Source organism: Burkholderia plantarii, assembly GCF_001411805.1.
Taxonomy (GTDB): Bacteria; Pseudomonadota; Gammaproteobacteria; order Burkholderiales; family Burkholderiaceae; genus Burkholderia; species Burkholderia plantarii.
Genome location: NZ_CP007213.1, coordinates 1,618,805 through 1,641,116, shown reverse-complemented (window position 1 = coordinate 1,641,116; position 22,312 = coordinate 1,618,805). Strand labels below are relative to the sequence as shown.

At 71.5% G+C, this 22,312-nt stretch carries 18 protein-coding genes; 12 read left to right on the top strand and 6 right to left on the bottom strand.

Annotated elements, in window-relative coordinates:
• Positions 1 to 211 precede the first annotated feature (211 nt).
• Both cydB and bpln_RS24265 read right to left on the bottom strand, forming a co-directional pair.
• Positions 212 to 1,219 (bottom strand): cytochrome d ubiquinol oxidase subunit II, encoded by a 1,008-nt coding sequence (gene cydB, locus bpln_RS24270; RefSeq protein WP_042627780.1) that lies wholly within the window; start codon positions 1,217 to 1,219, stop codon positions 212 to 214.
• A 4-nt stretch (positions 1,220 to 1,223) separates the two neighbouring features.
• Positions 1,224 to 2,621 (bottom strand): cytochrome ubiquinol oxidase subunit I, encoded by a 1,398-nt coding sequence (locus bpln_RS24265; protein ID WP_042627779.1) that lies wholly within the window; start codon positions 2,619 to 2,621, stop codon positions 1,224 to 1,226.
• A 581-nt stretch (positions 2,622 to 3,202) separates the two neighbouring features.
• Between bpln_RS24265 and bpln_RS24260 the strand changes: the two genes are divergently transcribed.
• Entirely contained in the window at positions 3,203 to 3,907 is a 705-nt protein-coding gene (locus tag bpln_RS24260; RefSeq protein WP_244131862.1) for a M48 family metallopeptidase, read from the top strand.
• Positions 3,908 to 3,937: 30 nt separating this feature from the next.
• Here the strand turns inward: bpln_RS24260 and bpln_RS24255 are convergent, their stop codons facing one another.
• Positions 3,938 to 5,233 carry a chloride channel protein gene (locus bpln_RS24255; protein ID WP_055140231.1) on the bottom strand — a complete coding sequence of 432 codons (1,296 nt, stop codon included), beginning with the start codon at positions 5,231 to 5,233 and terminating at the stop codon, positions 3,938 to 3,940.
• A gap of 384 nt (positions 5,234 to 5,617) precedes the next feature.
• On the opposite strand from bpln_RS24255, the gene bpln_RS24250 reads away from it, so the two are divergent.
• The 4 genes from bpln_RS24250 (at position 5,618) to bpln_RS24235 (ending at position 9,747) form a co-directional block, all read left to right on the top strand.
• Positions 5,618 to 6,328 carry a GntR family transcriptional regulator gene (locus tag bpln_RS24250; RefSeq protein WP_042627777.1) on the top strand — a complete coding sequence of 237 codons (711 nt, stop codon included), beginning with the start codon at positions 5,618 to 5,620 and terminating at the stop codon, positions 6,326 to 6,328.
• A 147-nt stretch (positions 6,329 to 6,475) separates the two neighbouring features.
• The gene (locus bpln_RS24245) at positions 6,476 to 7,273 is read left to right on the top strand and encodes an SDR family oxidoreductase (protein ID WP_042627776.1); all 798 of its coding nucleotides are present in this window, start codon (positions 6,476 to 6,478) and stop codon (positions 7,271 to 7,273) included.
• A 58-nt stretch (positions 7,274 to 7,331) separates the two neighbouring features.
• Positions 7,332 to 8,264, top strand: coding sequence for a 3,5-dioxohexanoate:acetyl-CoA acetone transferase (kce, locus tag bpln_RS24240; RefSeq protein ID WP_042627775.1), 933 nt, complete (start codon positions 7,332 to 7,334; stop codon positions 8,262 to 8,264).
• A gap of 181 nt (positions 8,265 to 8,445) precedes the next feature.
• Positions 8,446 to 9,747, top strand: coding sequence for an MFS transporter (locus bpln_RS24235; RefSeq protein WP_042627774.1), 1,302 nt, complete (start codon positions 8,446 to 8,448; stop codon positions 9,745 to 9,747).
• A 53-nt stretch (positions 9,748 to 9,800) separates the two neighbouring features.
• Here bpln_RS24235 and bpln_RS24230 read toward each other — a convergent pair whose 3' ends face one another.
• Entirely contained in the window at positions 9,801 to 10,955 is a 1,155-nt protein-coding gene (locus tag bpln_RS24230; RefSeq protein WP_055141204.1) for a porin, read from the bottom strand.
• A gap of 364 nt (positions 10,956 to 11,319) precedes the next feature.
• Between bpln_RS24230 and bpln_RS24225 the strand changes: the two genes are divergently transcribed.
• The 5 genes from bpln_RS24225 (at position 11,320) to bpln_RS24205 (ending at position 16,789) form a co-directional block, all read left to right on the top strand.
• Positions 11,320 to 12,264: a LysR family transcriptional regulator gene (locus bpln_RS24225; protein ID WP_244131865.1), complete on the top strand. Its 945-nt coding sequence runs from the start codon at positions 11,320 to 11,322 to the stop codon at positions 12,262 to 12,264.
• A 97-nt stretch (positions 12,265 to 12,361) separates the two neighbouring features.
• Positions 12,362 to 13,036 carry a DUF4286 family protein gene (locus bpln_RS24220; RefSeq protein ID WP_055141203.1) on the top strand — a complete coding sequence of 225 codons (675 nt, stop codon included), beginning with the start codon at positions 12,362 to 12,364 and terminating at the stop codon, positions 13,034 to 13,036.
• A gap of 49 nt (positions 13,037 to 13,085) precedes the next feature.
• Positions 13,086 to 14,426, top strand: coding sequence for an MFS transporter (locus tag bpln_RS24215; RefSeq protein WP_404991040.1), 1,341 nt, complete (start codon positions 13,086 to 13,088; stop codon positions 14,424 to 14,426).
• Positions 14,427 to 14,602: 176 nt separating this feature from the next.
• Complete coding sequence (locus bpln_RS24210) at positions 14,603 to 15,310, top strand: DUF2848 domain-containing protein (protein WP_055140230.1); 708 nt, start codon at positions 14,603 to 14,605, stop codon at positions 15,308 to 15,310.
• A gap of 111 nt (positions 15,311 to 15,421) precedes the next feature.
• Entirely contained in the window at positions 15,422 to 16,789 is a 1,368-nt protein-coding gene (locus bpln_RS24205; RefSeq protein WP_055140229.1) for an amidase, read from the top strand.
• Positions 16,790 to 16,884: 95 nt separating this feature from the next.
• On the opposite strand, the gene codA is transcribed toward bpln_RS24205, so the two are convergent.
• Positions 16,885 to 18,132, bottom strand: coding sequence for a cytosine deaminase (gene codA / locus bpln_RS24200; RefSeq protein ID WP_042627769.1), 1,248 nt, complete (start codon positions 18,130 to 18,132; stop codon positions 16,885 to 16,887).
• A gap of 299 nt (positions 18,133 to 18,431) precedes the next feature.
• Between codA and bpln_RS24195 the strand changes: the two genes are divergently transcribed.
• On the top strand, positions 18,432 to 18,731 hold the full coding sequence (locus bpln_RS24195) for a DUF4148 domain-containing protein (RefSeq protein WP_042627768.1): 300 nt from the start codon (positions 18,432 to 18,434) through the stop codon (positions 18,729 to 18,731).
• A gap of 10 nt (positions 18,732 to 18,741) precedes the next feature.
• Here the strand turns inward: bpln_RS24195 and bpln_RS24190 are convergent, their stop codons facing one another.
• On the bottom strand, positions 18,742 to 19,758 hold the full coding sequence (locus bpln_RS24190) for a LysR family transcriptional regulator (RefSeq protein WP_042627767.1): 1,017 nt from the start codon (positions 19,756 to 19,758) through the stop codon (positions 18,742 to 18,744).
• A 225-nt stretch (positions 19,759 to 19,983) separates the two neighbouring features.
• Here bpln_RS24190 and bpln_RS24185 point away from each other — a divergent pair, with 225 nt between their 5' ends.
• Entirely contained in the window at positions 19,984 to 22,218 is a 2,235-nt protein-coding gene (locus bpln_RS24185) for an FUSC family protein (RefSeq protein WP_055140228.1), read from the top strand.
• Positions 22,219 to 22,312 lie beyond the last annotated feature (94 nt).

Sequence of the window (22,312 nt, the reverse complement as noted above, 5' to 3'; positions counted from 1 at the left end):
GAAAGACTTCTGAAACATTCGGCTCGTTTCAATAGGGTCGCAAATATATCGTCTTTTGCGCGAACCTGCACGTTCGCGCGCCTGCGAATCCGGCGCCGGCACGCGGTTTTGCGGCGCTTCACGGCAATCTCGCGTGATGTCCCGGCCGTTCGCGCGGCCTGCCGCCCGGCCGGCGTCGGGCCCGTGCGGCGCTCTCCCGGCCCGCCGCCGCTCAGTGATAGCCGGCGTCGCCCTCGCGCACCTTGCCGTGGAATACGCGGTACTGCATGAAGTTGTAGACGAGGATGACCGGCAGCACGATCACCGTGCCGACCAGGATGAACCACTGGCTTTTGGCCGGCGAGGAAGCATCCCAGATGCTCAGCGAGGGCGGCACGAGATTCGGCCAGATGCTGATCACGAGGCCGGTGTAGCCGAGGAACAGGATCGCCAGCGTGAGCACGAACGGATGCGTGTCGCGGCGCCGGTTCACCGCGCGCACGATGCCCGCCGCGCAGGCGAGCACCAGGATCGGCACCGGCGAGAACACGATCAGGCGGCTGCCGCCGAACCAGCGATCGGCCACGGCCGGCAGCCCGATCACGGTCCAGGCGCTGACCAGGAAGATCGCGCCGAGCAGCATCAGACAGAGCGGCTTCATCAGGAAATAGGCCTTCGCCTGCAGCGCGCCGTCGGTCTTCCAGATGATCCAGCCGCAGCCGAGCGTGGCGTAGGTGATCAGCAGGCAGAAGCCGCAGAACACGCTGAACGGCGAGAGCCAGCCGAACGGGTCGCCGGCGAAGCTGCCGTCGACGATCTTCGTGCCCTGCAGCAGCGAGCCGAGCACGACGCCCTGGCAGAAGGTGGCGAGCATCGAGCCGCCGATGAACGCCAGGTCCCACAGGTTCTGCGTGCGCACCGCCTTCGCGCGCAACTCGAACGCGGCGCCGCGGAAGATCAGCCCGATCACCATCAGGATCAGCGGCAGATAGTTGGCCGGCAGCAGCGTGGCGTAGGCCACCGGGAACGCGCCGTACAGCACCGCGCCGCCCAGCACCAGGAAGGTTTCGTTGCCGTCCCACACGGGCGCGACCGTGTTGAGCATCACCTGGCGCTCGCGCTCGGCGTCGAAGAACGGAAACAGCAGGCCGATGCCGAGATCGAAGCCGTCGAGCATCACGTAGAGGAACACGCCGAGCCCGACGATGCACGCCCACAGCACGGGAAGATCGAGAACCATCGTGTCACTCTCCGTCGATCGAATCGAGCGGGCGCGACAGCGCCCGGGCATGCAGCGCGGGATGGGCGGCCCGGGCTTCGTCGTGGCCGGCCGAGGGGCCCTTGCGCATCAGCTTCAGCATGTAGTAGACGCCGGTGCCGAATACGAGAAAGTAGACGATCACGAACAGCAGCAGCGTGACGCCGACCTGCTGGCCGGTGAGCGGCGACACCGAATGCTCGGTGCGCAGCACGCCGTAGACGGTCCACGGCTGGCGCCCCACCTCGGTGGTGATCCAGCCGGCCAGCAGCGCCACGATGCCCGACGGCCCCATCCACAGCATGAAGCGCTGGAACACGCGCGACTCGTAGAGCCGGCCGCCGCGCCGCAGCCAGCAGCCGAGCAGTACCGCGAACAGCATCAGGAAGCCGAGCCCCGCCATCACGCGGAAGGTCCAGAACAGGATCGGCGAATACGGCCGGTCCTCGGGCGGGAAGGTTTTCAGGCCGCGGATCTCGCCGTCCCAGCTGTGCGTGAGGATCAGGCTGCCCAGATGCGGCACCCGGATCGCGTAGCGCGTGACCTCGGCCTGCATGTCGGGCAGCCCGACCAGGTTCAGCGCGGTGCCGCCCTGCTCCGTTTCCCACACGCCCTCGATCGCCGCGATCTTGGCCGGCTGGTATTCGCGCGTGTTCAGGCCGTGCGCGTCGCCGATCGCAATCTGGATCGGCACCAGCGGCAGCAGCAGCCACAGCGCCATCGAGAAGCTGCGCTTGACGGCCGCGTCGCGCCGCCCCTTCAACAGGTGCCACGCCCCGCAGGCCGCGACGAGGAAGCCCGCGACGATGAACGCGGCGGTGGTCATGTGCAGCAGCCGGTACGGGAACGACGGGTTGAAGACGATCTTCCACCAGTCCACCGGCACGATCCGGCCGCCCTCGATGCCGAAGCCCTGCGGCGTCTGCATGAAGCTGTTCGAGGCGAGGATCCAGAACGTGGAAATCAGCGTGCCGAGCGCCACCATCAGCGTGGCGAAGTAATGCGCGCGCGCGCTCACGCGCTGCCAGCCGAACAGCATCACGCCGAGGAAGCCGGCCTCGAGAAAGAAAGCCGTCAGCACTTCGTAGGTCAGCAGCGGGCCGGTGACGCTGCCCGCGATGCGCGAGAAGCCGCTCCAGTTGGTGCCGATCTCGTAGGCCATCACCACGCCCGAGATCACGCCCATGCCGAAGCCGACCGCGAAGATCTTCGACCAGAACAGGAACATGTCCTTGTACGACGAATCGCCGGTCTTCAGCCACATCCCTTCGAGCACCGCGAGAAAACTGGCCATGCCGATGCTGATCGCGGGAAACACGATGTGGAACGACACCGTGAACGCGAACTGCAGGCGCGCCAGATGCAATGCGTCGAAGATTTCCATTCGGCCTCCATCGAGGATTCGCGCGCAACGACGATCGTTGCCCATGCATCGATCCGGCCGGCCCGCGGCAGCGATGATTATGCCGGCACGGCGCGCCGCGGTGCGGGCCGCGCTACCCCGGCCCGCACGCCTCAACAATAAACCATCCAGCCGAAAGGTAAAGCTTGCGACGCCGGCCCGGTTCGCGGGCCGCGCCGCAGCTCGCGCCCGCTGCGTCCGGCGCAGCCGGACGGTCATGTCATGGGCGTGCCACGCCGCTTTCAGGCCGCTTGCGCACCGCCCCTCGCGAAGCGCTTGTCCGCCGACCCCGGTCACGCCGTAATGACGGATTCAAAATGACCGGGGCGCATGGACGTCCCCATCGTGGATCGATGGATCCTCGTGCGTCGCCGCGAAGCGCCCCGTCGAACCAGGCACCCGCCGCCGCCCGCCGAGGCCGCGCGCCCGGCCTTCCCGCCACGGATCACGCGCCGCCCGACTCGCCCACGCCAAGGCGCGCCGCCGCGCCGGCGCACATATCGGTCCCGGCCTCGATCATCCAATGGCTCCGCTCGCACTGGTACGACCCGAAGTTCGGGCACGTGATCCGGCTCTACGCAGGCTACGCGATCTTTTTCGCGATCGCGCGCTGGCTGATGGGCGGCGCCTATCGGGCAACGGCGTTCGGCAACATGGTGCTGGTCGGCCCGAGCCAGTTTCCGGCGCTGCATGCGATGGTGGTCGAGGCATCGCGCGAAATCGGTCTGGGCGAGCCGCCGCGAACCTTCATCCACAACGCGAACGGCGTGTTCAACGCATGCGCACGACGGCTGTTCGGCGGCCGCTACGTGTTCCTGACCGCCGCGCTGGTGGAGGCCAACGACCACGCGCAGGTGCGCTTCGTGATCGGCCACGAACTCGGCCATCACGCGGCGGGCCATCTGAATCCGTGGCTCGACGCGCTCCGGCCGCCGGCCCATCTCGTCCCGTTCCCGGGCAAGGCCTATTCCCGCTCGCGCGAATATACGTGCGACAGCATCGGTGCCTGTCTGGCGAAGGACGCGGCCGCTTCGCGCGGCGCGCTGCAGATGCTGGGCCGCGGCTGCCGCCGCCTGAACGGCTTGATGAACTGCGAGGCATTCGTGGCCCGGGAGCGGCAGGTGCCGCCGATCTTCGGCTTCCTCACCGAGATCAACCGCTCCCACCCGCGCCTGACGCGCCGCGTCGCCGCGATCCACCGCGGCACGGCGCCCGGCGGCACGACCGGGGGCAGCGAGCCGCCGTTCCAGACCCGCGGCGTGGCCTGACGGCTCCCGCCGCGCCCGGTGCTCGGGCGCTCAGCGGTTCGCGCGCCGCGACACCAGCCGGTACGCGGCGATCGACCCGCCCACCGCGATCAGCATCGGAATCAGGAAGTCGTGGCCGACGCGCGTGAACTCGGCGATCAGCACGATCGCCGTCAGCGGCATCTGCATCGACGCGGCGAGGAACGCCGCCGCGCCGACGATCGCGAACGCGCCGGGCGCCGTGCCCGGCCAGAGCAGCTGCCACGCGCCGCCGAGCACGATCGCCAGCAGCGCGCCGTTGGCGAGGCCCGGCGTCAGCAGACCGCCTTCGGCGCCGGCCCGCAGGCTGCCCCACTCGATCGCCACCTTCAGCACCAGCAGCGTGGCGGCCATGCCCACCGTGAGCGCGCTGTCGAAGCCGAGCGAGGCCGGCCCCTTGCCGTTGCCGAGCAGCGCCGGCAGCGCGATCGACAGGCCGCCGATGATCGTGAAGTTCAGCACTGACAGCAGCGGCAGCCGCCAGCCCCTCGGCGCGTTCGCGCGCGCGGCCGTGGTGAGGCGCGCGAAGCCGCAGGCCGCGAGCCCGAACAACGGCCCGCAGACGGTGGCCCACACCACCAGCGACGCGTCGATCGCAAGCGGCGCGACCGTGTACTGATGCTCGTTGCCGAGCCCGATCCAGGCCACCACCGCCGCGATCGACGAGGTGACGAGCGCCGGCACCGCGGCGCGCCAGCCGAACGTGCCGAGCAGCACCTCGAGCACGAACACGGCGCCGCCGAGCGGCACGTTGTAGACGGCCGCGAGCCCCGCGCCGGCGCCGCAGGCCACCATCAGCCGCTGGTCGGCGGCCGGCAGCCCGGCGCGATGCGCGATCCAGCCGGCCCACAGCGCGCCGATCTCGCGCGGCGCCACCTCGCGGCCGAGCGGCGAGCCGAGCGCGACCGTCACGATCTGCAGCAGCGCATGCGCGAGCGTGCTCGCCACCGGCATGCGCGGATCGGCGGCCTGCACGGCGCGCTTGATGCTGACGAGCGGCTTGCCGTAGCGATACACGGCCCACCAGCCGAACCCGGCCACCAGCCCGCAGCCGGCCATCGCCGCCACGCGGCGCGCCGGCGCGGCATGCGAGACGCCGTCGAGAAAGGTCTGGCCGCTGATCACGTGGGCGAGGCTGTAGCCATAGGCGAGATGCTGGATCGCGTGCAGCAGCAGCGCCAGCAGCATGCCGCCGATACCGGCGCCCACGCCCGTGAGCAGCGTCACGATCGCGAAACGCGCGAGCGGGCGCAGCGCGGCGGCGCCCGTCTCGCGCGAAGCGGCGGATGACGCGGACGGTGCGGACAATGCAACCACGCCCGGCGAAGCGGCCGGGGCGGCGGAAGGAGTCGGCGTGGCGGGCGAGGACATGGTGAGCGCGGCAGTTCGGTGAATCGTGAATCGGGGCGGCGGGCACGCATCGACACGGATGCGTCGCGAGTGCGTCGAGGCGCCGCAGTGATGACATCGTAGACAGCACCGACTCATGAAACAAATGGATTTTTCTTCTCGATTCATTTAATTCACGCATGAAACGAATCGCGCGGCGACGCCGCCCTCACCGCGCCCGGCGGGCCAGGAGCGGCGACCCCGCGTTTTCCCTGACGCCATGCGCCTTGACGTCCACGCATCGATCGACAACACTGCCAGACATCGCAAGTGTGATCACACCAGTCTTCAGGAGACCCCGCCTTGGCACCCCGCATCGTGGCACCCGGCCTGCCGGTCATCGAGGCCCAGACGATGGCCGACCAGGTCTATCGGCAACTGCGCGAGGCGCTGATGAGCGGCCGTTTCGCGCCCGGTCAGGCGCTGAGCCTGCGCAGCGTGGCCGAGGCCGTCGGCTCGTCGACCATGCCGGTGCGCGCGGCGCTCACGCGGCTGCGCGCCGAGCGCGCGCTGGTGGACGGCCCGAACCGCGCGATGGTGGTGCCGCCGATGACGGTGGAGATGCTCGACGAGCTGCGCGACGTGCGGATCGCGCTCGAAGGCTGCGTGGCCGGGCGCGCCACCGCGCGCATGAGCGATGCGCAGATCGCCGAGGCGCGCGCGCTCTGCGATGCGATGCACGTCCATGCGGAAGCCGGCGACGCGCGCGCCTACCTGCAGCGCAACTTCGCGTTCCACCGCGCGATCTACCAGCACGGCGCGAGCGAGAACACGCTCGCGATCATCGAGAACCTGTGGATGCGGATCGGCCCGTTCCTGAACATGGTGGCCCCCGACATCCCGCACATGCGACGCTCGATGGACGCGCACCGCGCGATCGTCGACGCGCTCGCCCGTCGCGACGGCGCCGGCGCGCGCGCCGGCATCGCGCTCGACATCGGCGGCGCGGCGCACGATCTGGCGGCGACGCTGGCGGGCGCGCCGGCCCGGCTCAAGCCGGCACGCGCGTCCTGAGCGGCGCGCCGCGCACGTGAGCGCCCACCGCGACACGGCAGCGGCAGCAACGGCACCAGACACGGCAACACCGGCAGGACGGCAACACGAACGCGCCGCGGCGCATCGCGACAACCCTCAGTACAACGAAACAGGAGACACACCGGCATGGCCATCCTCGATCTGCTCAAACCACCCGGCGGCCTGCGCGTGCTCGTGACGGGCGGCGCGTCCGGCATCGGCCTCACGATCGCCGACGCGTTCGCCGAATGCGGCGCGCGCGTCCACGTCTGCGACGCGTCCGGGGCCGCGATCGCCGCGCTGGCCGACCGCCCCTCGGCTGCCGCGATCGGCGCGACGCTGGCCGACGTCTCGGACCCGGCCGCGGTCGAGCGCGTGTTCGACGACCTCGGCCGCACGCTCGGCGGGCTCGACGTGCTCGTCAACAACGCCGGCATCGCCGGTCCCACCGGCGGCATCGACGAGATCGATCCGGCGCAGTGGCAGCAGACCATCTCGATCAACCTCGACGCGCAGTTCCGCTTCGCGCGGCGCGCCGTGCCGCTGCTGCGCGAGGCCCCGCACGGCGGCGCGATCATCGCGCTGTCGTCGGTGGCGGGCCGGCTCGGCTATGCGTTCCGCTCGCCCTACGCGGCCACCAAGTGGGCCATCGTCGGGCTCGTCAAGAGCCTCGCGATCGAACTCGGGCCGACCGGCATCCGCGTCAACGCGATCCAGCCCGGCATCGTGCGCGGCCCGCGCATGCGCGGCGTGATCGAGGCGCGCGCGAAGCAGCTCGGCATCGGCTACGACGAGATGGAGGCGCGCTACCTCGAGAAGATCTCGCTGCGCCGCATGACCGATCCGGCCGAGATCGCCGCCACCGCGCTGTTCCTCTGCTCGCCGGGCGGCCGGGGCATCTCGGGGCAGGCGATCTCGGTGTGCGGCAACGTCGAGGTGCTGTAGCGCGCCGCCCGCCCCACCGAGCCGTCCGTCCCAACCCACCGAACCAGGAGCCCATCCCATGGCTGCCGCCCGCAAAGTCATCATCACCTGCGCGCCGACCGGCGCGATCCATACGCCGTCGATGTCGCCGTACCTGCCCGTCACGCCGCGCGAGATCGAGGAGGCCGCGGTGGCCGCCGCCGAGGCCGGCGCCGCGATCCTGCACCTGCACGCGCGCAACCCATCCGACGGCAGGCCGACCCAGGACCCGGCCGTGTTCAGCGAGTTCCTGCCGCGCATCAAGGCCCGCACCGACGCCGTGATCAACCTGACCTCGGGCGGCAGCCCGCACATGACGGTGGCCGAGCGGCTGCGCCCCGCGCACCACTTCCAGCCCGAGGTGGCGTCGCTGAACATGGGCTCGATGAATTTCGGCCTCTATCCGATGCTGGAACGCTTCCCGGACCAGAAGCACGCCTGGGAGCGCGAGCATCTCGCCAACAGCCGCGACCTGGTGTTCAAGAACACCTTCGCCGACATCGAGACGATCCTGACGAGCTGCGGCGCGAACGGCACGCGCTTCGAATTCGAGTGCTACGACATCTCGCATCTCTACAACCTCGCGCACTTCGTCGAGCGCGGCCTCGCCAAGCCGCCGTTCTTCATCCAGAGCGTGTTCGGGCTGCTGGGCGGAATCGGCGCGCATCCCGAGGACCTCATGCACATGCGGCGCACCGCCGACCGACTGTTCGGCCGCGACTACGTCTGGTCGATCCTCGGCGCCGGGCGCAACCAGATTCCGCTCGCGACGATCGGCGCGGCGCAGGGCGCGAACGTGCGCGTCGGCCTCGAGGATTCGCTCTGGATCGGGCCGGGCAAGCTGGCCGAATCGAGCGCCGCGCAGGTGCTGAAGATGCGTCAGGTACTCGAAGGCTTGTCGCTCGAGATCGCGACGCCGGCCGAGGCGCGCGCGATGCTCGCGCTCAAGGGCGGCGACGCGGTCAACTTCTGAGCGCGCGGCCTACCGCCCCCCCGTAACGGATCGATTTACCCACGACTGGCCGGCGCCGGCACGCCGCCGGCGCGCGAACCGGCCATGCCGCCCGCCCGGGCCGGCACGGCCGCCGCGCGCGGGCCGCCCGCCTGTCGAAACAACCGATGCGGCATGCCGGCCCGCACGATGGAGACCCACGATGTCGACCCAACCCGCCACCCTGTCCGCCGTCGAAGGCGACGCCCGCGCGTCGCTGAACCGGCTGCTGTTCCGCAAGCTGATGCCGATCCTGATCGTCGCCTACGTGATCAGCTTCCTCGACCGCACCAACATCGCGTTCGCGAAACACGCGATGAGCCTCGACCTCGGCATCTCGTCGGCCGCCTACGGCCTCGGCGCCGGCCTGTTCTTCCTGACCTACGCGGTGCTCGAGATTCCCAGCAACCTGGTGCTGCATCGCGTGGGCGCGCGCTTCTGGATCACGCGCATCATGATCACCTGGGGCCTGCTGTCGGTGGCGATGGCGTTCGTGCGCGGCGAGACCTCGTTCTACGTGATGCGGCTCGCGCTCGGCGCGGCCGAGGCGGGCCTGTTCCCCGGCGTGATGCTGTACCTGACCTACTGGTTCGGCCGCGAGGAACGCGCGCGCGCCACCGGCTACTTCCTGCTCGGCGTGTGCGTGGCCAACATCGTGGGCGGGCCGCTGGCCGGCGCACTGATCGAACTCGACGGCGCGCTCGGCCTGCACGGCTGGCAGTGGCTGTTCGCGATCGAGGGGATTCCGGCCGTCCTGCTCGCGTTCGTGGTCTGGGCGAAGCTGCCGGACCGGCCGAGCCGCGCGGCATGGCTGCCGGCCGACACGGGCCGCGCGCTCGAACGCTCGCTGGCCGCCGAGCAGCAGGCCGCCGGCGCCGCCGAGGGCGGCCATTCGTTCGGCCTCGCGGTGCGCGACCCGCAGATCTGGCTGGCGATCTTCGTCTACTTCTGCCACCAGTTGACGATCTACACGATGATCTTCTTCCTGCCCGGCATCATCTCGGCGTCGGGGCAGTTCTCGCCGTTCGCGGTCGGGCTGCTCAGCGCGATGCCGTGGGTCGCGGCCGCGCTCGGCGCCGCCACGCTGCCGCGCTTCGCGCGCGACTCGAAGCGCTCGCGCGCGCTGCTCTGCGCCGGGCTCGCCGTGATGGCCGCGGGCCTCGTCTGCGCCGCCTGTGCGCCGCCCGCGCTGGCCATGCTCAGCGTCTGCGTGGCCGCCGCGATGTTCTTCGTGGTGCAGGCGATCATCTTCACGTTCCCGGCGTCGCGGCTGTCGGGCACCGCGCTGGCGGGCGGCCTCGGCCTCGTGAACACCTGCGGCCTGCTCGGCGGCTTCGTCGGGCCGACCGTGGTGGGCGCGATCGAGCAGGCCACCGGCAACGCGAAGAACGGCCTCACGCTGCTCGCGGTGGCGCTGGCCATCGCGGCCGTGGCCGCGCTGCGCCTGAAGCACGGCGGCGAGTAAGTCGGGAGCCGGCCGCATGCGGCGCCGGCCACGTCGGCGCGCGCCGCCCGGACTCAGAAGCGGTGCGTGATGCCGGCCAGCACCGCCACCTGGTTCGGCGTCGACGCGGCGCCGAACCCGTTGATGTTGGCCACCGCCGCCTGCCCGCTCGAATCGGTGCCCGACGCGTGCTGGTAGAGGCCGACCAGGTACACCTGGGTGCGCTTCGAGAAGAGGTAGGTGACGCCGAGGTCGCCCTGTTGGTAGGTCACGTGATTCACGCCGTAGCCGCGCGTGACGTCGTAGGCCGCGCCGAGCAGCCAGGCCGGGCTCAGGTAGTAGCGCAGGTTCAGTTCGGCGTTGTGGAAGCTCGCGAAGCCGCGATAGCCGGCCGGATCGAGGCTCGCGTGCGCGCCCAGATCGCCGAAGCGCGTGTTGGTGTAGACCGCGCCGACGATCGCCGGGCCGACCGTGTAGGTGCCGCCCAGCGCCACGATCTGCTCGCTGCCGGCCGAGGCGTAACCCGAGTAGACGCGGCTCGCCGCCATGTTGCTGCCGGTCGCGCTCGAAGTCGCGTTGTTGCCGAAGTACGAGAAATTCGGATCCTTGACGTTGACGTAGGCCGCGCCGAGCACGAGCGGGCCGGCCGTGTAGCCGGCGCCGAGCGACCAGATCGCGTTGCGGCCCATCTGCCCCGGCACGCCGCCGAAGCTGTAGAGGCCGCTCAGGCGCAGCCCCGAGAAGGTCGGCGTGGTGTACTTGACCGAGCTGTTCGAGCGGTAATCGTTGTTGGTGTTGTCGAGATCGCCCGGATGGCCGCCGAGGTAGGTGGCCCATTGCGTGCCCGCGATCATCGGCCCGATGAAGTCCACCACCGCGTCGTACTGGCGCCCCATCGTCAGCGTGCCGGCGCGCGGCGAGGCGAGCCCGACCCAGGCCTGGCGCCCGAACTCGTCGCCGCCCTGCTGGAAGCCGCCGGTGGTCGACGAGTAGCCGTTCTCGAGGTCGAACACGGCGCGCAGGCCGTTGCCCAGATCCTCGTAGCCGCGCAGCCCCCAGCGGTTGCCGAGCACGTTGCTGCTGTTCATCTCGAACTGGCGCTTGCCGCCCGCGTTGTTCGCGTAGACCAGCGCGGTGTCGATGGTGCCGTACAGCGTGACGCTCGACTGCGCCTGCGCGGCGCAGGCGACGAGGCCGCCGGCCAGCCCCGCCGCCACGCCGCGCGCCAGCCGGCGGGTGGCGAAGGCGGTGCGCGGCGTGGCCGCAAAACTTGGGAAACGTGAAAGACGCGGGTGACGCTGGGGGATCATGCGGGCTCCTCGTGAATCGCTTCAAATCGTCAGGACTGCCATTCTTGGCGCACCGGCATGCGGTTCCCGGCAGCGGCGCCGCGAGGCGCGGCCACCACCGTGCCGGCCGGCGCGAACGGATGCCGAAGTGTTGCCCGGCCGGCCCGCTCCGCTCCAACAAGAAAATAAATTCGCGCCAAAAAGTTTTTGCTATCGCCGGCGCCGGGCGCGGCATTCACGGTATTTCGGCGAAAAATGGCCGCGTTATCATCGGGCTCGATCCCTGCCCGCTGCCCCCGCCCCAATGAACATCCGCTTCCTCGAAACCTTCATCTGGCTCGCGCGCCTGCAGAACTTCCGCCTCACCGCCGAGAAGCTGCACACCACCCAGGCCGCCGTGTCGAGCCGCATCGCCGCGCTCGAGGAAAGCTTCGACGTGCGCCTGTTCGACCGCAATTCGCGCTCGGCCACGCTCACGCCGGCCGGACGCAAGATGCTGATCTACGCGGAACGGATCGTGCGGCTCGGCGACGAGATGCGCCGCGAGGTGGAGGACACCGGCGGCGACGCCGGCCTGATCCGCATCGGCGTGATCGAGTCGATCGTCCACAGCTGGTTCCCGGCGCTGATGGCGCAGATCCGCGAGCGGTTCCCGCGCCTCGAGGTGGAAGTCACGAGCGACACCACGATCCATCTCGTGCAATGGCTGCGCGCCGACGCCGTCGACCTGATTCTTCAGACCGATACGCTCGCCGACCGCGATTTCGCCAACACCCCGCTCTGCGAATTCCCGATGCGCTGGGTGGCGAGCCCCTCGCTCGGCCTGGGCGGCGCGCCGGTCACGCTCGGCACGCTCGCCGAGCACCCGGTGCTGAGCTTCTCGCGCCATTCGGGGCCGCATACCGCGATCGAACGCGAGTTCGCGCGCGCCGTGGAGCGGCCGGTGCGGATCAACTGCATCAGCTCGGTGGCCGCGATCGTGCGGCTCGTCTCCGACGGCTTCGGCGTGGCCGCGCTGCCGCCCGCGATCATCCAGCGCGAGCTGCGCGACGGCTCGCTGGTGGTGCTCGACGCCGACAGCACGTTCGCGCCGATGCCGCTGGTGGCCTGCCACCGGCTGCCGAATCCGCTGCCGGCGAAGATCGCCGAACTCGCGGCCGAGACGGCGCGCGCGTTCACGGCCTCGCTCGGCACCGATCTCGACGGCCAGCCGCCGCGCCCCACCCACCCGGCCCGCCCGGTCCGATAAGAAAACCCGTTCACTGCGTATTTTTTTTCTTGTTGGACCGGATCCGCCCGCGATCGCCACACTGCGCCTGTCCGAAACCTTACGCAGGAATGCCGCGATGAGCGACCAGCCGACCAGGCGCCCGGGCCAGCTTTGCATCTGGACCGACACCGACGCCCGAACCGAAGACGATTTCAACGCGTGGTACGACCGCGAGCACATGCAGGAGCGCGTCGCGATCGCCGGCTTCCGCCATGCGCGGCGCTTCCTCGCCAACGACGGCGGCGCGCGCCGCTATCTCGCGCTCTACGAGACCGAGGCGCTCGCGGTGTTCCGCAGCGACGCGTACCGCCGGGCGTTCACGGTGCAGACCGACTGGTCGCTGCGCAGCTTCGCGCGCATGCGCGACACGCAGCGCCGCGTCGGCGAACTCGTGTTCGAGACCGGTGCCGGCGAAGGCGGCCGGCTCGCGCTGTTCGTCGCGCCGCCCGCGGCGATCGCCGCGGCGGCCTGGCGCGAAGCGGCCGGCGCCGCGGCGCGCGGCACGCCGGGGCTGCACGCCGTCCGCGTGTTCGCCACCGATGCCTCGCTGTCCGCGCCGCTCGCGACCGGCGGCGATGCAACGACACACGGCGAGGCCGCCGCGCGCACGACGCCCGGCGACGCGCTGGTACTCGTCGAGGGCAGCACGAACGGGAGCGTCCACGCGGCTGCCGCGCGGCTCGCGGCGCTGGCCGACCTCGATCCGGCCGGCGTGCGCGGCTTCGACCTGCTGTGGCGCCTCGCGGCCTGAGGCCGCCGCAACCGGTACGGCCCCGCCGCCTCATCTGATGGAGAACCCCATGAATTCACTCGCCCGCCCGACGGAATCCCACCTGCCGGAGACCCGCCCGTCGGAAAACGCCAGGCCCCCGCGCGCCGGACGCGGCCGGCTCGCCACCGCCAGCATGATCGGCACCTCGCTCGAGTGGTATGACTTCACGGTCTACAACACGCTCGCCGCGCTGGTGTTCAACCACCTGTTCTTCCCGTCCGTCGATCCGCTCGCCGGCACGCTGCTGGCGTTCTCGACCTACGCGGTCGGCTACGTCTCGCGGCCGCTCGGCGGCTTCGTGTTCGGCAACCTCGGCGACAAGCTGGGCCGGCGCGCGGTGCTGATGCTGACGCTGCTGCTGATGGGCCTGACCACCGCGCTGATGGGCGTGCTGCCGACCTACGAGGCGGCCGGCATCGTCAGCCCGATCCTGCTGGTGAGCCTGCGCTTCGTGCAGGGCATCGCGCTCGGCGGCGAATGGGCCGGCGCGGTGCTGCTGGCCGTCGAGCACGGCGACCAGAAAAAGCGTGGGCTGAACGCCTCGTGGGCGCAGGTCGGGCCGTCGTTCGGCACGCTGCTGGGCACCGGCTTCATCGCGCTGATCACGCTGTCGGTGTCGTCCGATGCGTTCCTCTCGTGGGGCTGGCGCCTGCCGTTCCTGGCCAGCGTGCTGCTGGTGGGGTTCGGGCTGTGGGTGCGCCGCGGCGTCGGCGAGACGCCGGCCTTCGAGAAGCTCAGCGAGGCGCACGCCACCGTCAAGGTGCCGGTGGCCGAGGTGTTCTCGCGGCACTGGCGGCGCCTGCTGGTGGCGGGCGGCTCGCGGATCGGCTCGGACGTGCTGTACGCGCTGATCGTGGTGTTCACGCTGACCTACGTGACCACGGTGCTGAACCTGTCGCGCTCGCTGGCGCTCACCGCCGTGCTGTGCGGCACCGCCTGCAACGCGCTCACCGTGCCGCTGTTCGGCGCGCTGTCGGACCGGCTCGGGCGGCGCCCGGTCTACCTCGGCGGCGTGCTCGCGGCGATCGTCTGGGCCTTCGCGTTCTTCTCGCTGGTGAACACCTCGAAGCCGGGCTGGATCGTGCTGGCGGTGGTGATCGGCCTGGTGATCCACGCCGTGATGTACGGGCCGCAGGCGGCCTTCGTCACCGAGCAGTTCCCGACCCGCGTGCGCTATGCCGGCTCGTCGCTGGCCTACACGCTGGCCGGCATTCTCGGCGGCGGCTTCGCGCCGCTGATCATCGTCGCGCTGTTCCGCCACTGGCACACCACGCTGGCCGTCTCGTGCTACGTCACGCTCGCGCTCGCCGTCACCGCGATCGCGCTGCTGGCCGCGCGCGAGACCGCGCATCGCACGCTCGAGGACTGAGCCGGCCTTTCCCGCGGCTCGCGCCGCGCCCCGGGCCGGCCCGCGCCACCGCGCGCCGTTCGCCGTCCGCCCTCGCCGGCTTGTGCGCCACGTCCCACGGCGCGGCTCCGGCACGGCAGGACACGGCGCGGCGGCACGCGCGGCGCGAGCCGGCCCCGCACTTCCCGCCATCGATCATGACCCAGCTTTCCTTTACCGTTTCCCCGCTCGGCGGCCCCTCGCGCACGCTCGACGTCACGCTCGACACGCTCGTGATCGCCGGCTGGGCCGGCCGCGACGCCGCCGCGATCCAGGCCCACATCGACGAACTCGCCGCGCTCGGCGTGGCCCCGCCCACCAGCACGCCGTGCTTCTATCGCGTGGCCGCCCGGCAGCTCACGCAGGCCGAGGCCGTGGAGGTGCTCGGCACCGACACCAGCGGCGAGATCGAGTGCGTGCTGCTCGACAGCGCGCTCGGCACGCTCGTGACGATCGGCTCCGACCACACCGACCGCAAGACCGAGGCCTACAGCGTGGCCGTGTCGAAGCAGGTCTGCGCGAAGCCGCTCGCGCGCGAGGCATGGCGCTACGCCGAGGTGGCCGCGCACTGGGACCGCCTGGTGCTGCGCTCGACCTTCGTGGCGGCGGACGGCACGCGGCGCCGCTACCAGGAAGGCCCGGTGGACGGCCTGCTGCCGCCCGCCGAACTGTGGCGGCGCTACGCCGATCGCGACGCCGGCGCGCTGCCGGCGGGCAGCGCGATGTTCAGCGGCACGCTCGCGGTCCACGGCGAACTGGCGGCGATGGCGAGCGGCGACGCGTTCGAACTCGAACTGCACGACCCGGTGCTCGACCGGCGTCTGCGCCATCGCTATCAGGTGACGGCGCTGCCGGTGGTGGCCTGAACCGCGAGGCCGGCCGCCGCAACACCGCCCCGGGTGCCGGCGCTCCGGCGCCCGGGCCCGCGGCGGCGCGTGCCGCCCATTCTCTGAATCCGATCCGCAGGAGACGCCCCGATGACCTTCCCGCCCGCCGCCCCGCTGCTCTCGCTCGCCGCGCAGCTCGATGCCGGCACCACCACGAGCCGCGCGCTCGTCGACACCGCGCTAGAGCGCATCGCCGCGGCCGGCGGCGACGGCATGCACGCGTTCTGCCACGTCGATGCCGACGCCGCGCGCCGCCAGGCCGACGCGCAGGACGCGCTGCGCCGCGCCGGCGTGCGGCTCTCGCCGCTCGCCGGGCTGCCGGTCTCGGTCAAGGACCTGTTCGACGTGGCCGGGCAGCCCACGCGCGCCGGCTCGCGCGTCCTCGACGACGCGCCGCCCGCCGCGGCCGACGCGCCCGCGGTCGCCCTGATGCGCCGCGCCGGCGCGGTGCTGGTCGGGCGCACCAACATGAGCGAGTTCGCGTTCTCGGGGCTCGGCGTCAACCCGTGGCACGGCACGCCGCGTTCGCCGTGGGGGCCGGACGAGCCGCGCGTGGCCGGCGGCTCGTCGTCGGGCGCCGCGGCCTCGGTCGCGCAAGGGATGGCCGCCGCGGGGCTCGGCAGCGACACCGGCGGCTCGCTGCGGATCCCGGCCGCGTTCTGCGGGCTCACCGGCTTCAAGCCCACCGCGCGCCGGATCACGACGCGCGGCATGTTTCCGCTTTCCACCACGCTCGATTCGACCGGCGCGATCGCGCCGACGGTGGCCTGCTGCGCGCTGCTCGACCGGCTGCTGGCGGGCGAACCGGTCGAGGCCGGCGGCTTCGCGCCGGCCGCCGCGCCGCTCGCCGGCCTGCGCTTCGCGGTGCTGGCCAGCTACGTGACGGACGGCATGGACGAAACCGTCGCGCGCGCCTGGGACGACACGCTCGGCCGCCTGTCGCGGGCCGGCGCGCGGCTCACGCCGCTCGCGCTGCCGCTGCTCGATGCGCTGCCGGCGATCAACCGTTTCGGCTTCTCGCCGATCGAGGCCTACGCCACCCACCGCGCGACGCTCGCCACGCGCGCCGGCGACTACGATCCGCGCGTGCTGGCACGGCTGCGCGTGGGCGAACCGGCCGGCGCCGCCGACTATCTCGACCTGCTCGCGGCGCGCGCCGCCGCGATCGAGACGGCGCGCGCCGCGCTCGACGGCTTCGACGCGTTCCTGATGCCGACCGTGCCGATCGTGCCGCCGCCCGTCGCGCCGCTCGAAACCGACGCGGCGCGCTTCTCGGCCACCAATGCGCTGGTGCTGCGCAACCCGTCGGTGGTGAATTTTCTCGACGGCTGCGCCGTGTCGCTGCCCTGCACGCCGGCCGGCGCGGCACCGGTCGGGCTCAGCGTCGGCGGCCTCGCGCTCGACGACGCGCGCGTGCTGCGCGTGGCGGCCGGCGTCGAGCAGGTGCTGCGCGCCTGACGGCGTGAAGCGGGGGTTCGATCAATGGCGCGCCTGATCCGCTTGAGCGGGCATGCCCGACCGGACCGGACGGCGTCGCCGTGGCGAGCGCCGCCTCAGCCCGCCGCCGGATAACTGATCCGCTCCGGCTCGCGGCGCAAGATCACGCGCCCCGCCCGCACCGACACCAGCGGCTTCACCTGCCGGCGCAGCGCGTCGTAGTCGCCGCTCGCGTCGAGCACCACGAGGTTCGCGGGCCGCCCCGCCTCGAGCCCGTAGCGCTCGCCGAGCGAGAGCGCGGCCGCGCTGTGGTCGGTGACGAAATCGAGGCAGCGCTGCAGGTCGTCGTAGCCCATCATGTGGCAGATGTGCATTCCCGCATCGAGCACGCGCAGGATGTTGCCGTTGCCGAGCGGATACCACGGATCCTGGATCGAATCCTGCCCGAAGCAGACGTTGATGCCGGCGCGATCGAGCTCGCCCACGCGCGTCACGCCGCGCCGCTTCGGAAACGTGTCGAAGCGGCCCTGCAGGTGGATGCTCTCGGTCGGGCACGACACGAAGTGGATGCCCGAGCGCTTGAGCAGCCGGAACAGCTTCGAGCAATAGGCGTTGTCGTAGGAGCCCATCGCGGTGGTATGGCTGGCCGTCACGCGCGAGCCGATGCCGCGCGCGCGCGCCTCCTCGGCCAGCACTTCCAGGAAGCGCGAATGCGGATCGTCGGTCTCGTCGCAATGGACGTCGACGAGGCAGTCGTGCCGCTCGGCCAGATCCATCAGGAACCTCACCGAACTCACGCCCTGCTCGCGCGTGTTCTCGAAGTGCGGAATCCCGCCCACCACGTCGGCGCCCATCTCGATCGCGCGCGCCATCAGCGCGCGGCCGCCGTCGAACGATTCGATCCCCTCCTGCGGAAACGCCACGATCTGCAGGTCGATCAGCTCGCGCGCCTCGTCCCTCACCTCCAGCATCGCGGCCAGCGCGGCCAGCGTCGGGTCGGTCACGTCCACGTGCGTGCGCACGTGCTGGATGCCGTGGTCGCGCAGCATCGCGATGGCCGCGTGGGCGCGCGTCTTGGTATCGGCATGCGTGATGGTGGCCTTGCGCTGGCCCCAGCGCTCGATGCCCTCGAACAGCGTGCCGCTGCGGTTCCATTCCGGATCGCCGGCCGTCAGCACCGCGTCGAGATGGATGTGCGGCTCGACCAGCGGCGCGATCACGAGGCGGCCGTCGGCGTCGATGTGGTCGGGCGAGGCCGGCGCGACGCGCGCGGCCTGCGCATCGATGCGCGCGATGATCGCGCCGTCGAGTTCGAGGGTGTGCAGCCCGCTGCGCCGGCGCAGCGTCGCGTTGACGATCTTCATGGTCGTTCCTGTCGTGGCGGCGCCGGCCGCGTGGGGGCGGCCGGGCCGGGCGTGGCGATGGGTGAGGCGCCGTGACGGCGATGAGTGCCGGCACGCCGGCCGGCCTTCATTCTAATCAAACGCCGTACCCGCCAAAATGCGCGCGCGAGGCATGGCGCGTGCCGCGCCGACTGTTGCGTGATCCGGAAAGCTGCCTGCCGGGCCGCCCGATGTTTTCCGGCGCACCGGCTCCCTACACTTCATTCATCGGTTCGATCGTTGCAGACACACCGATCCCGATCACTACAAGGAGCCACGTCATGAATGCCAGATCACTCGTCGTTTCGACCACCGCCGCGCTGCTGATCGCCGCGCCGGCCCTCTCCCATGCCCAGGCCGCCAGCCACGGCCTGACCCGCGCGCAGGTCGTGCAGGATCTCGTCGATCTCGAATCGGTCGGCTACCAGCCCTCGCACGGCAACGATTCGTCGTATCCGAACGACATCCTCGCGGCCGAACAGCGGCTGGCCGCGAAGAAGCTGGCCGCGAGCGAAGCGGCGCGCAATGCCTACGGCCCGAACGCCGCGGCTGGCGCCGACGCGGGCAAGCGCGCGCAGTGAGCGCCGGCGCTCAGCGCCCGGCCGCGGTCCCGGCCTCGCCCGTCACGTCGGGCGCGCCGGGGCGCCGCGTCGAGGCCAGCGCGGCCCGCATCCGCGCGTCGAGCGAGGCGAGCATCGCCTCGTCGCGCGCGATCCGGTCGGGCAGGTCGGCGCGCAGGAACTCCACCCAGGTGCGCACCTTCGCATCGACGAAGCGACGCGACGGATACAGCGCGTAGATGCTCATGCGCTGCAGCGTATGCGCGGGCAGCACGCGCATCAGCGAGCCGTCGCGCAGCAGCCCGATCGCGGCGTACAGCGGCAGCATGCCGATGCCGATCCCGTCACGGATCGCGATGGCCAGCGACTCGGCCGTGTTGGTCTGGACCGGGCCGCTCACGCGGATCTGCTCGACCTGGCCGGCGCGGTTCTCCAGCAGCCAGTCGTGGGTCGGGAACGCCGGCGTCTGCAGCATCAGGCAGTCGTGATCGACGAGTTCGGACGGGCTGGACGGCGCGCCGCGCTCGCGCAGGTAGGACGGCGACGCGCAGAGGATGTTGAAGGTTTCGCCGAGGCGATGCGAGACGAGTTCCGAGTCGGGCAGCGACGAGGCGGTGACCACGGCCATGTCGCTGCTGCCGTCGAACAGGTCGGGCATGCGCTGCCATAGCGTCAGCTCGACCGACACGTCCCGGTGCTGCTCGCGGTAGCTGGTCAGCGCCGGCAGCACGTAATGCTGGCCGATGCTCGCGAAGCTGTGCAACCGCAACACGCCGGACGGCCGCTCGTGCGCGCGGCTCGCCTCTTCCTCGGCCGCGTCGACGTCGGCCAGGATCTGCCGGCAGCGCAGCAGGTAGCTCTCGCCCGCGGGCGTCAGCGACAGCCGGCGCGTCGAGCGGTTCATCAGCCGGGTGCGAAGCCGCGCCTCGAGTTCGGTGACGGCGCGCGAGGTGGCGCCGGTGGTCGAGTTCAGCGACAGCGCGGCGGCCGTGAAGCTGCCGGCTTCCACCACGCGGGCAAATACCCGCATGTTCTGCAACGTGTCCATGAGTGGGGAACGACTTCGGTACGAAAGGAAGGCGCCATTGTCCTCCGCGTCGCGGACACGATTGTTACCTGCGCGGCAACTCTGGTTTCCCCGCATTTGCGTTAATGAATGCGCGCCGCGCCCCTACAATCTGCGCCGCATCGGGTCGCCGTGCATCGCGGCGCGGCGCCTGCCGGCTCGTGCCGAACGAATCCCCGTGCCGCCATCGTCTCCGCGTGTCCCGTGATGAAACTTCCGTCAGCGTCCGTCAGCCGTGCCGCCGAAATCCGCCGCTGGCCCGGCCGGCTCGCGCCGGCCGGCCGCGCGCTGCGCGACTGGGCCGGATCCGACGCGCTGGTGTGGGTGCATCTGGCCAAGACGGTGGGCGCCGCGCTGCTCGCGATGGGCATCGCGATGCGCCTCGAGCTCTCGCAGCCGCGCATCGCCATGACCACCGTGTTCGTGCTGATGCAGCCGATGAGCGGGATGGTGTTCGCCAAGAGCTTCTACCGCGTGATCGGCACGGCGGTCGGGCTGGTGGCCGCGCTCGCGCTCGGCGGGCTGTTCGCGCAGCAGCCGGCGTTGTACATGGCCGGCATCACGCTGTGGATCGGCGCGTGCATCGCCGCGGCGGTGCGCAACCGGCATTTCCGCTGGTACGGCTACGTGCTGGCCGGCTATACGGCCGCGCTGATCGGCATCCCCGCGGTCGAGACGCCGAACGCGCTCTTCATCTCGGCGCTCACGCGCGCGGCCGAGGTCGGCGTCGGCATCGTCTGCTCGGCCGCCGTCAGCGCGCTGGTGCTGCCGCTCAGCTCGAGCCGCACGCTGATGCGTTCGTTGCAGGCGCGGCACCTGCGGTTCTGCGCGTTCGCGGTGGCCGCGCTCGACGGCCGGCTCGCGCGCGGCGAGTTCGAGCGGCGCTTCGCCGACTTCATCGACGACATCGTCGGCTTCGACGCGATACGCGCCTACGCGTCGTTCGAGGACCCGCGCATTCGCGCGCGCAGCCGGCGACTGGCGCGGCTCAACGACGAATTCGTCAGCGCCAGCACGCGGCTGCACGCGCTGCGCCAGCTGCACAAGCGGCTCGTGCATCGGCGCGCGGCGGCCGTGCTGGCGGCGCTCGCGCCGCTGTTCGGCTCGCTGGCGGCCACGCTCGGCCGGCTGCATGACGGGACCGACCAGGACGCCGCCACGCCGAGCACCCGGCGCCACGCGGGCGGCCCGGCCGACGCGCTGGCCGGTCTGCAAGCACTGCTCGCGGCGCTGCCGGCCGCGGCGCTCGCCGCGCGCCGGCCCATCGAGGCCGAGGCGCCCGGCGACCTGCTCGACTTCGACACCGCGATCGAACTGCTCACGCGCTTCGTCGCCGAGTTCGCCGGCTATGCGCGCACCCATGCGTCGCTGGCCCACGACACCGGCGCGCTCGACAAGATGGCGCCGCGCTACGAGGTGCGCACCAACGGCGTGTTCGTGGCCTTCACGTTCGTGCGCAGCCTTGTCGTGATCGGCGCGGTCGGCGCGTTCTGGCTCGCCACCGCCTGGCCGAGCGGCGGCCTCGCCACGATCGCCGCCGCGATCGCCTGCGCGCTCAGTTCCACCTCGCCGCGCGCGCCGCGCTTCGTCGCGCAGATGGGGGCCGGCGCCGCGCTCGCGACGCTGGCCGGCTATCTGTACCTCTGCTTCGTGTACCCCGCCATCGACGGCTTCACGCTGCTCTGCGCGGCGCTCGCGCCGCTGCTCGCGGCCGGCGTGTTCATGACCACGCGGCCGAGGCTGTCGGGCTACGGGGTCGGCTTCATCGTGTTCTTCTGCCTGCTGGCCGGCCCCGACAACCGGATCGTCTACGCGCCGGACCTGCTGCTCAACAACGGCCTCGCCGTGGTGGCGGCGATGCTCGCGGCCGCGCTGGTATTTGCGGTGATCTTCCCGACCGAGATGCCGTGGCTCAGCGAGCGCATCCAGCGCGACCTGCGCGGGCGCATCCGCGTGGCCTGCGAGGCGCCGCTCGACGGGCTGCACGCGCGCTTCCAGTCCAGCGCGCACGAACTGACCTCGCATCTGCGCCAGCTGCTGCTGAAGCGCTCGGCGCGCCATCGCATCGCGCTGCGCTGGCTGCTCGTCACGCTCGAGATCGGCCACGCGGTGATCGACCTGCGCGCCGACCTGCAGCCGTTCACGCGCTCGCGCGCGGCGGGCGAGGCGCGCTGGCTGGTGCCGCTGCGCCGCGTGCTGCGCCTGCTGCCCGAGCTGTTCGAGGCGCCCGATCCCGTCGATCCGGCCAGGCTGTTGCGCACGCAACGTTCCGTCGAGCTGGCGATCCGCGCGATTCAGCGCGCGCGACCCGCCTGGGAAGCGGCACCCGAGCCGCGCCGGCAGATGCGCCGCGTGCTGGCCGGCCTGCATTTCGTGCGCAGCGCGCTGCTCGATCGCGACGCGCCGTTCGTGCGCGCGCAACGCCGCCGCCGTGGCGGCTGACCGGGCCGGCGCGGCTTCGATCCCTTCGCGGAATGGAAAGATGCTATCCATCGCGACGGCTTAATCGATCGAAGGGGCGCTCCTATAGTGACGA

Bases quoted from the DNA above. Each gene is read 5' to 3' on its own strand.
- cydB (WP_042627780.1), bottom strand. From the start codon at position 1,219: ATGGTTCTCGATCTTCCCGTGCTGTGGGCGTGCATCGTCGGGCTCGGC.
- bpln_RS24265 (WP_042627779.1), bottom strand. From the start codon at position 2,621: ATGGAAATCTTCGACGCATTGCATCTGGCGCGCCTGCAGTTCGCGTTC.
- bpln_RS24245 (WP_042627776.1), top strand. From the start codon at position 6,476: ATGGCCATCCTCGATCTGCTCAAACCACCCGGCGGCCTGCGCGTGCTC.
- kce (WP_042627775.1), top strand. From the start codon at position 7,332: ATGGCTGCCGCCCGCAAAGTCATCATCACCTGCGCGCCGACCGGCGCG.
- bpln_RS24235 (WP_042627774.1), top strand. From the start codon at position 8,446: ATGTCGACCCAACCCGCCACCCTGTCCGCCGTCGAAGGCGACGCCCGC.
- bpln_RS24225 (WP_244131865.1), top strand. From the start codon at position 11,320: ATGAACATCCGCTTCCTCGAAACCTTCATCTGGCTCGCGCGCCTGCAG.
- bpln_RS24220 (WP_055141203.1), top strand. From the start codon at position 12,362: ATGAGCGACCAGCCGACCAGGCGCCCGGGCCAGCTTTGCATCTGGACC.
- bpln_RS24215 (WP_404991040.1), top strand. From the start codon at position 13,086: ATGAATTCACTCGCCCGCCCGACGGAATCCCACCTGCCGGAGACCCGC.
- bpln_RS24210 (WP_055140230.1), top strand. From the start codon at position 14,603: ATGACCCAGCTTTCCTTTACCGTTTCCCCGCTCGGCGGCCCCTCGCGC.
- bpln_RS24205 (WP_055140229.1), top strand. From the start codon at position 15,422: ATGACCTTCCCGCCCGCCGCCCCGCTGCTCTCGCTCGCCGCGCAGCTC.
- codA (WP_042627769.1), bottom strand. From the start codon at position 18,132: ATGAAGATCGTCAACGCGACGCTGCGCCGGCGCAGCGGGCTGCACACC.
- bpln_RS24195 (WP_042627768.1), top strand. From the start codon at position 18,432: ATGAATGCCAGATCACTCGTCGTTTCGACCACCGCCGCGCTGCTGATC.
- bpln_RS24190 (WP_042627767.1), bottom strand. From the start codon at position 19,758: ATGGACACGTTGCAGAACATGCGGGTATTTGCCCGCGTGGTGGAAGCC.
- bpln_RS24185 (WP_055140228.1), top strand. From the start codon at position 19,984: ATGAAACTTCCGTCAGCGTCCGTCAGCCGTGCCGCCGAAATCCGCCGC.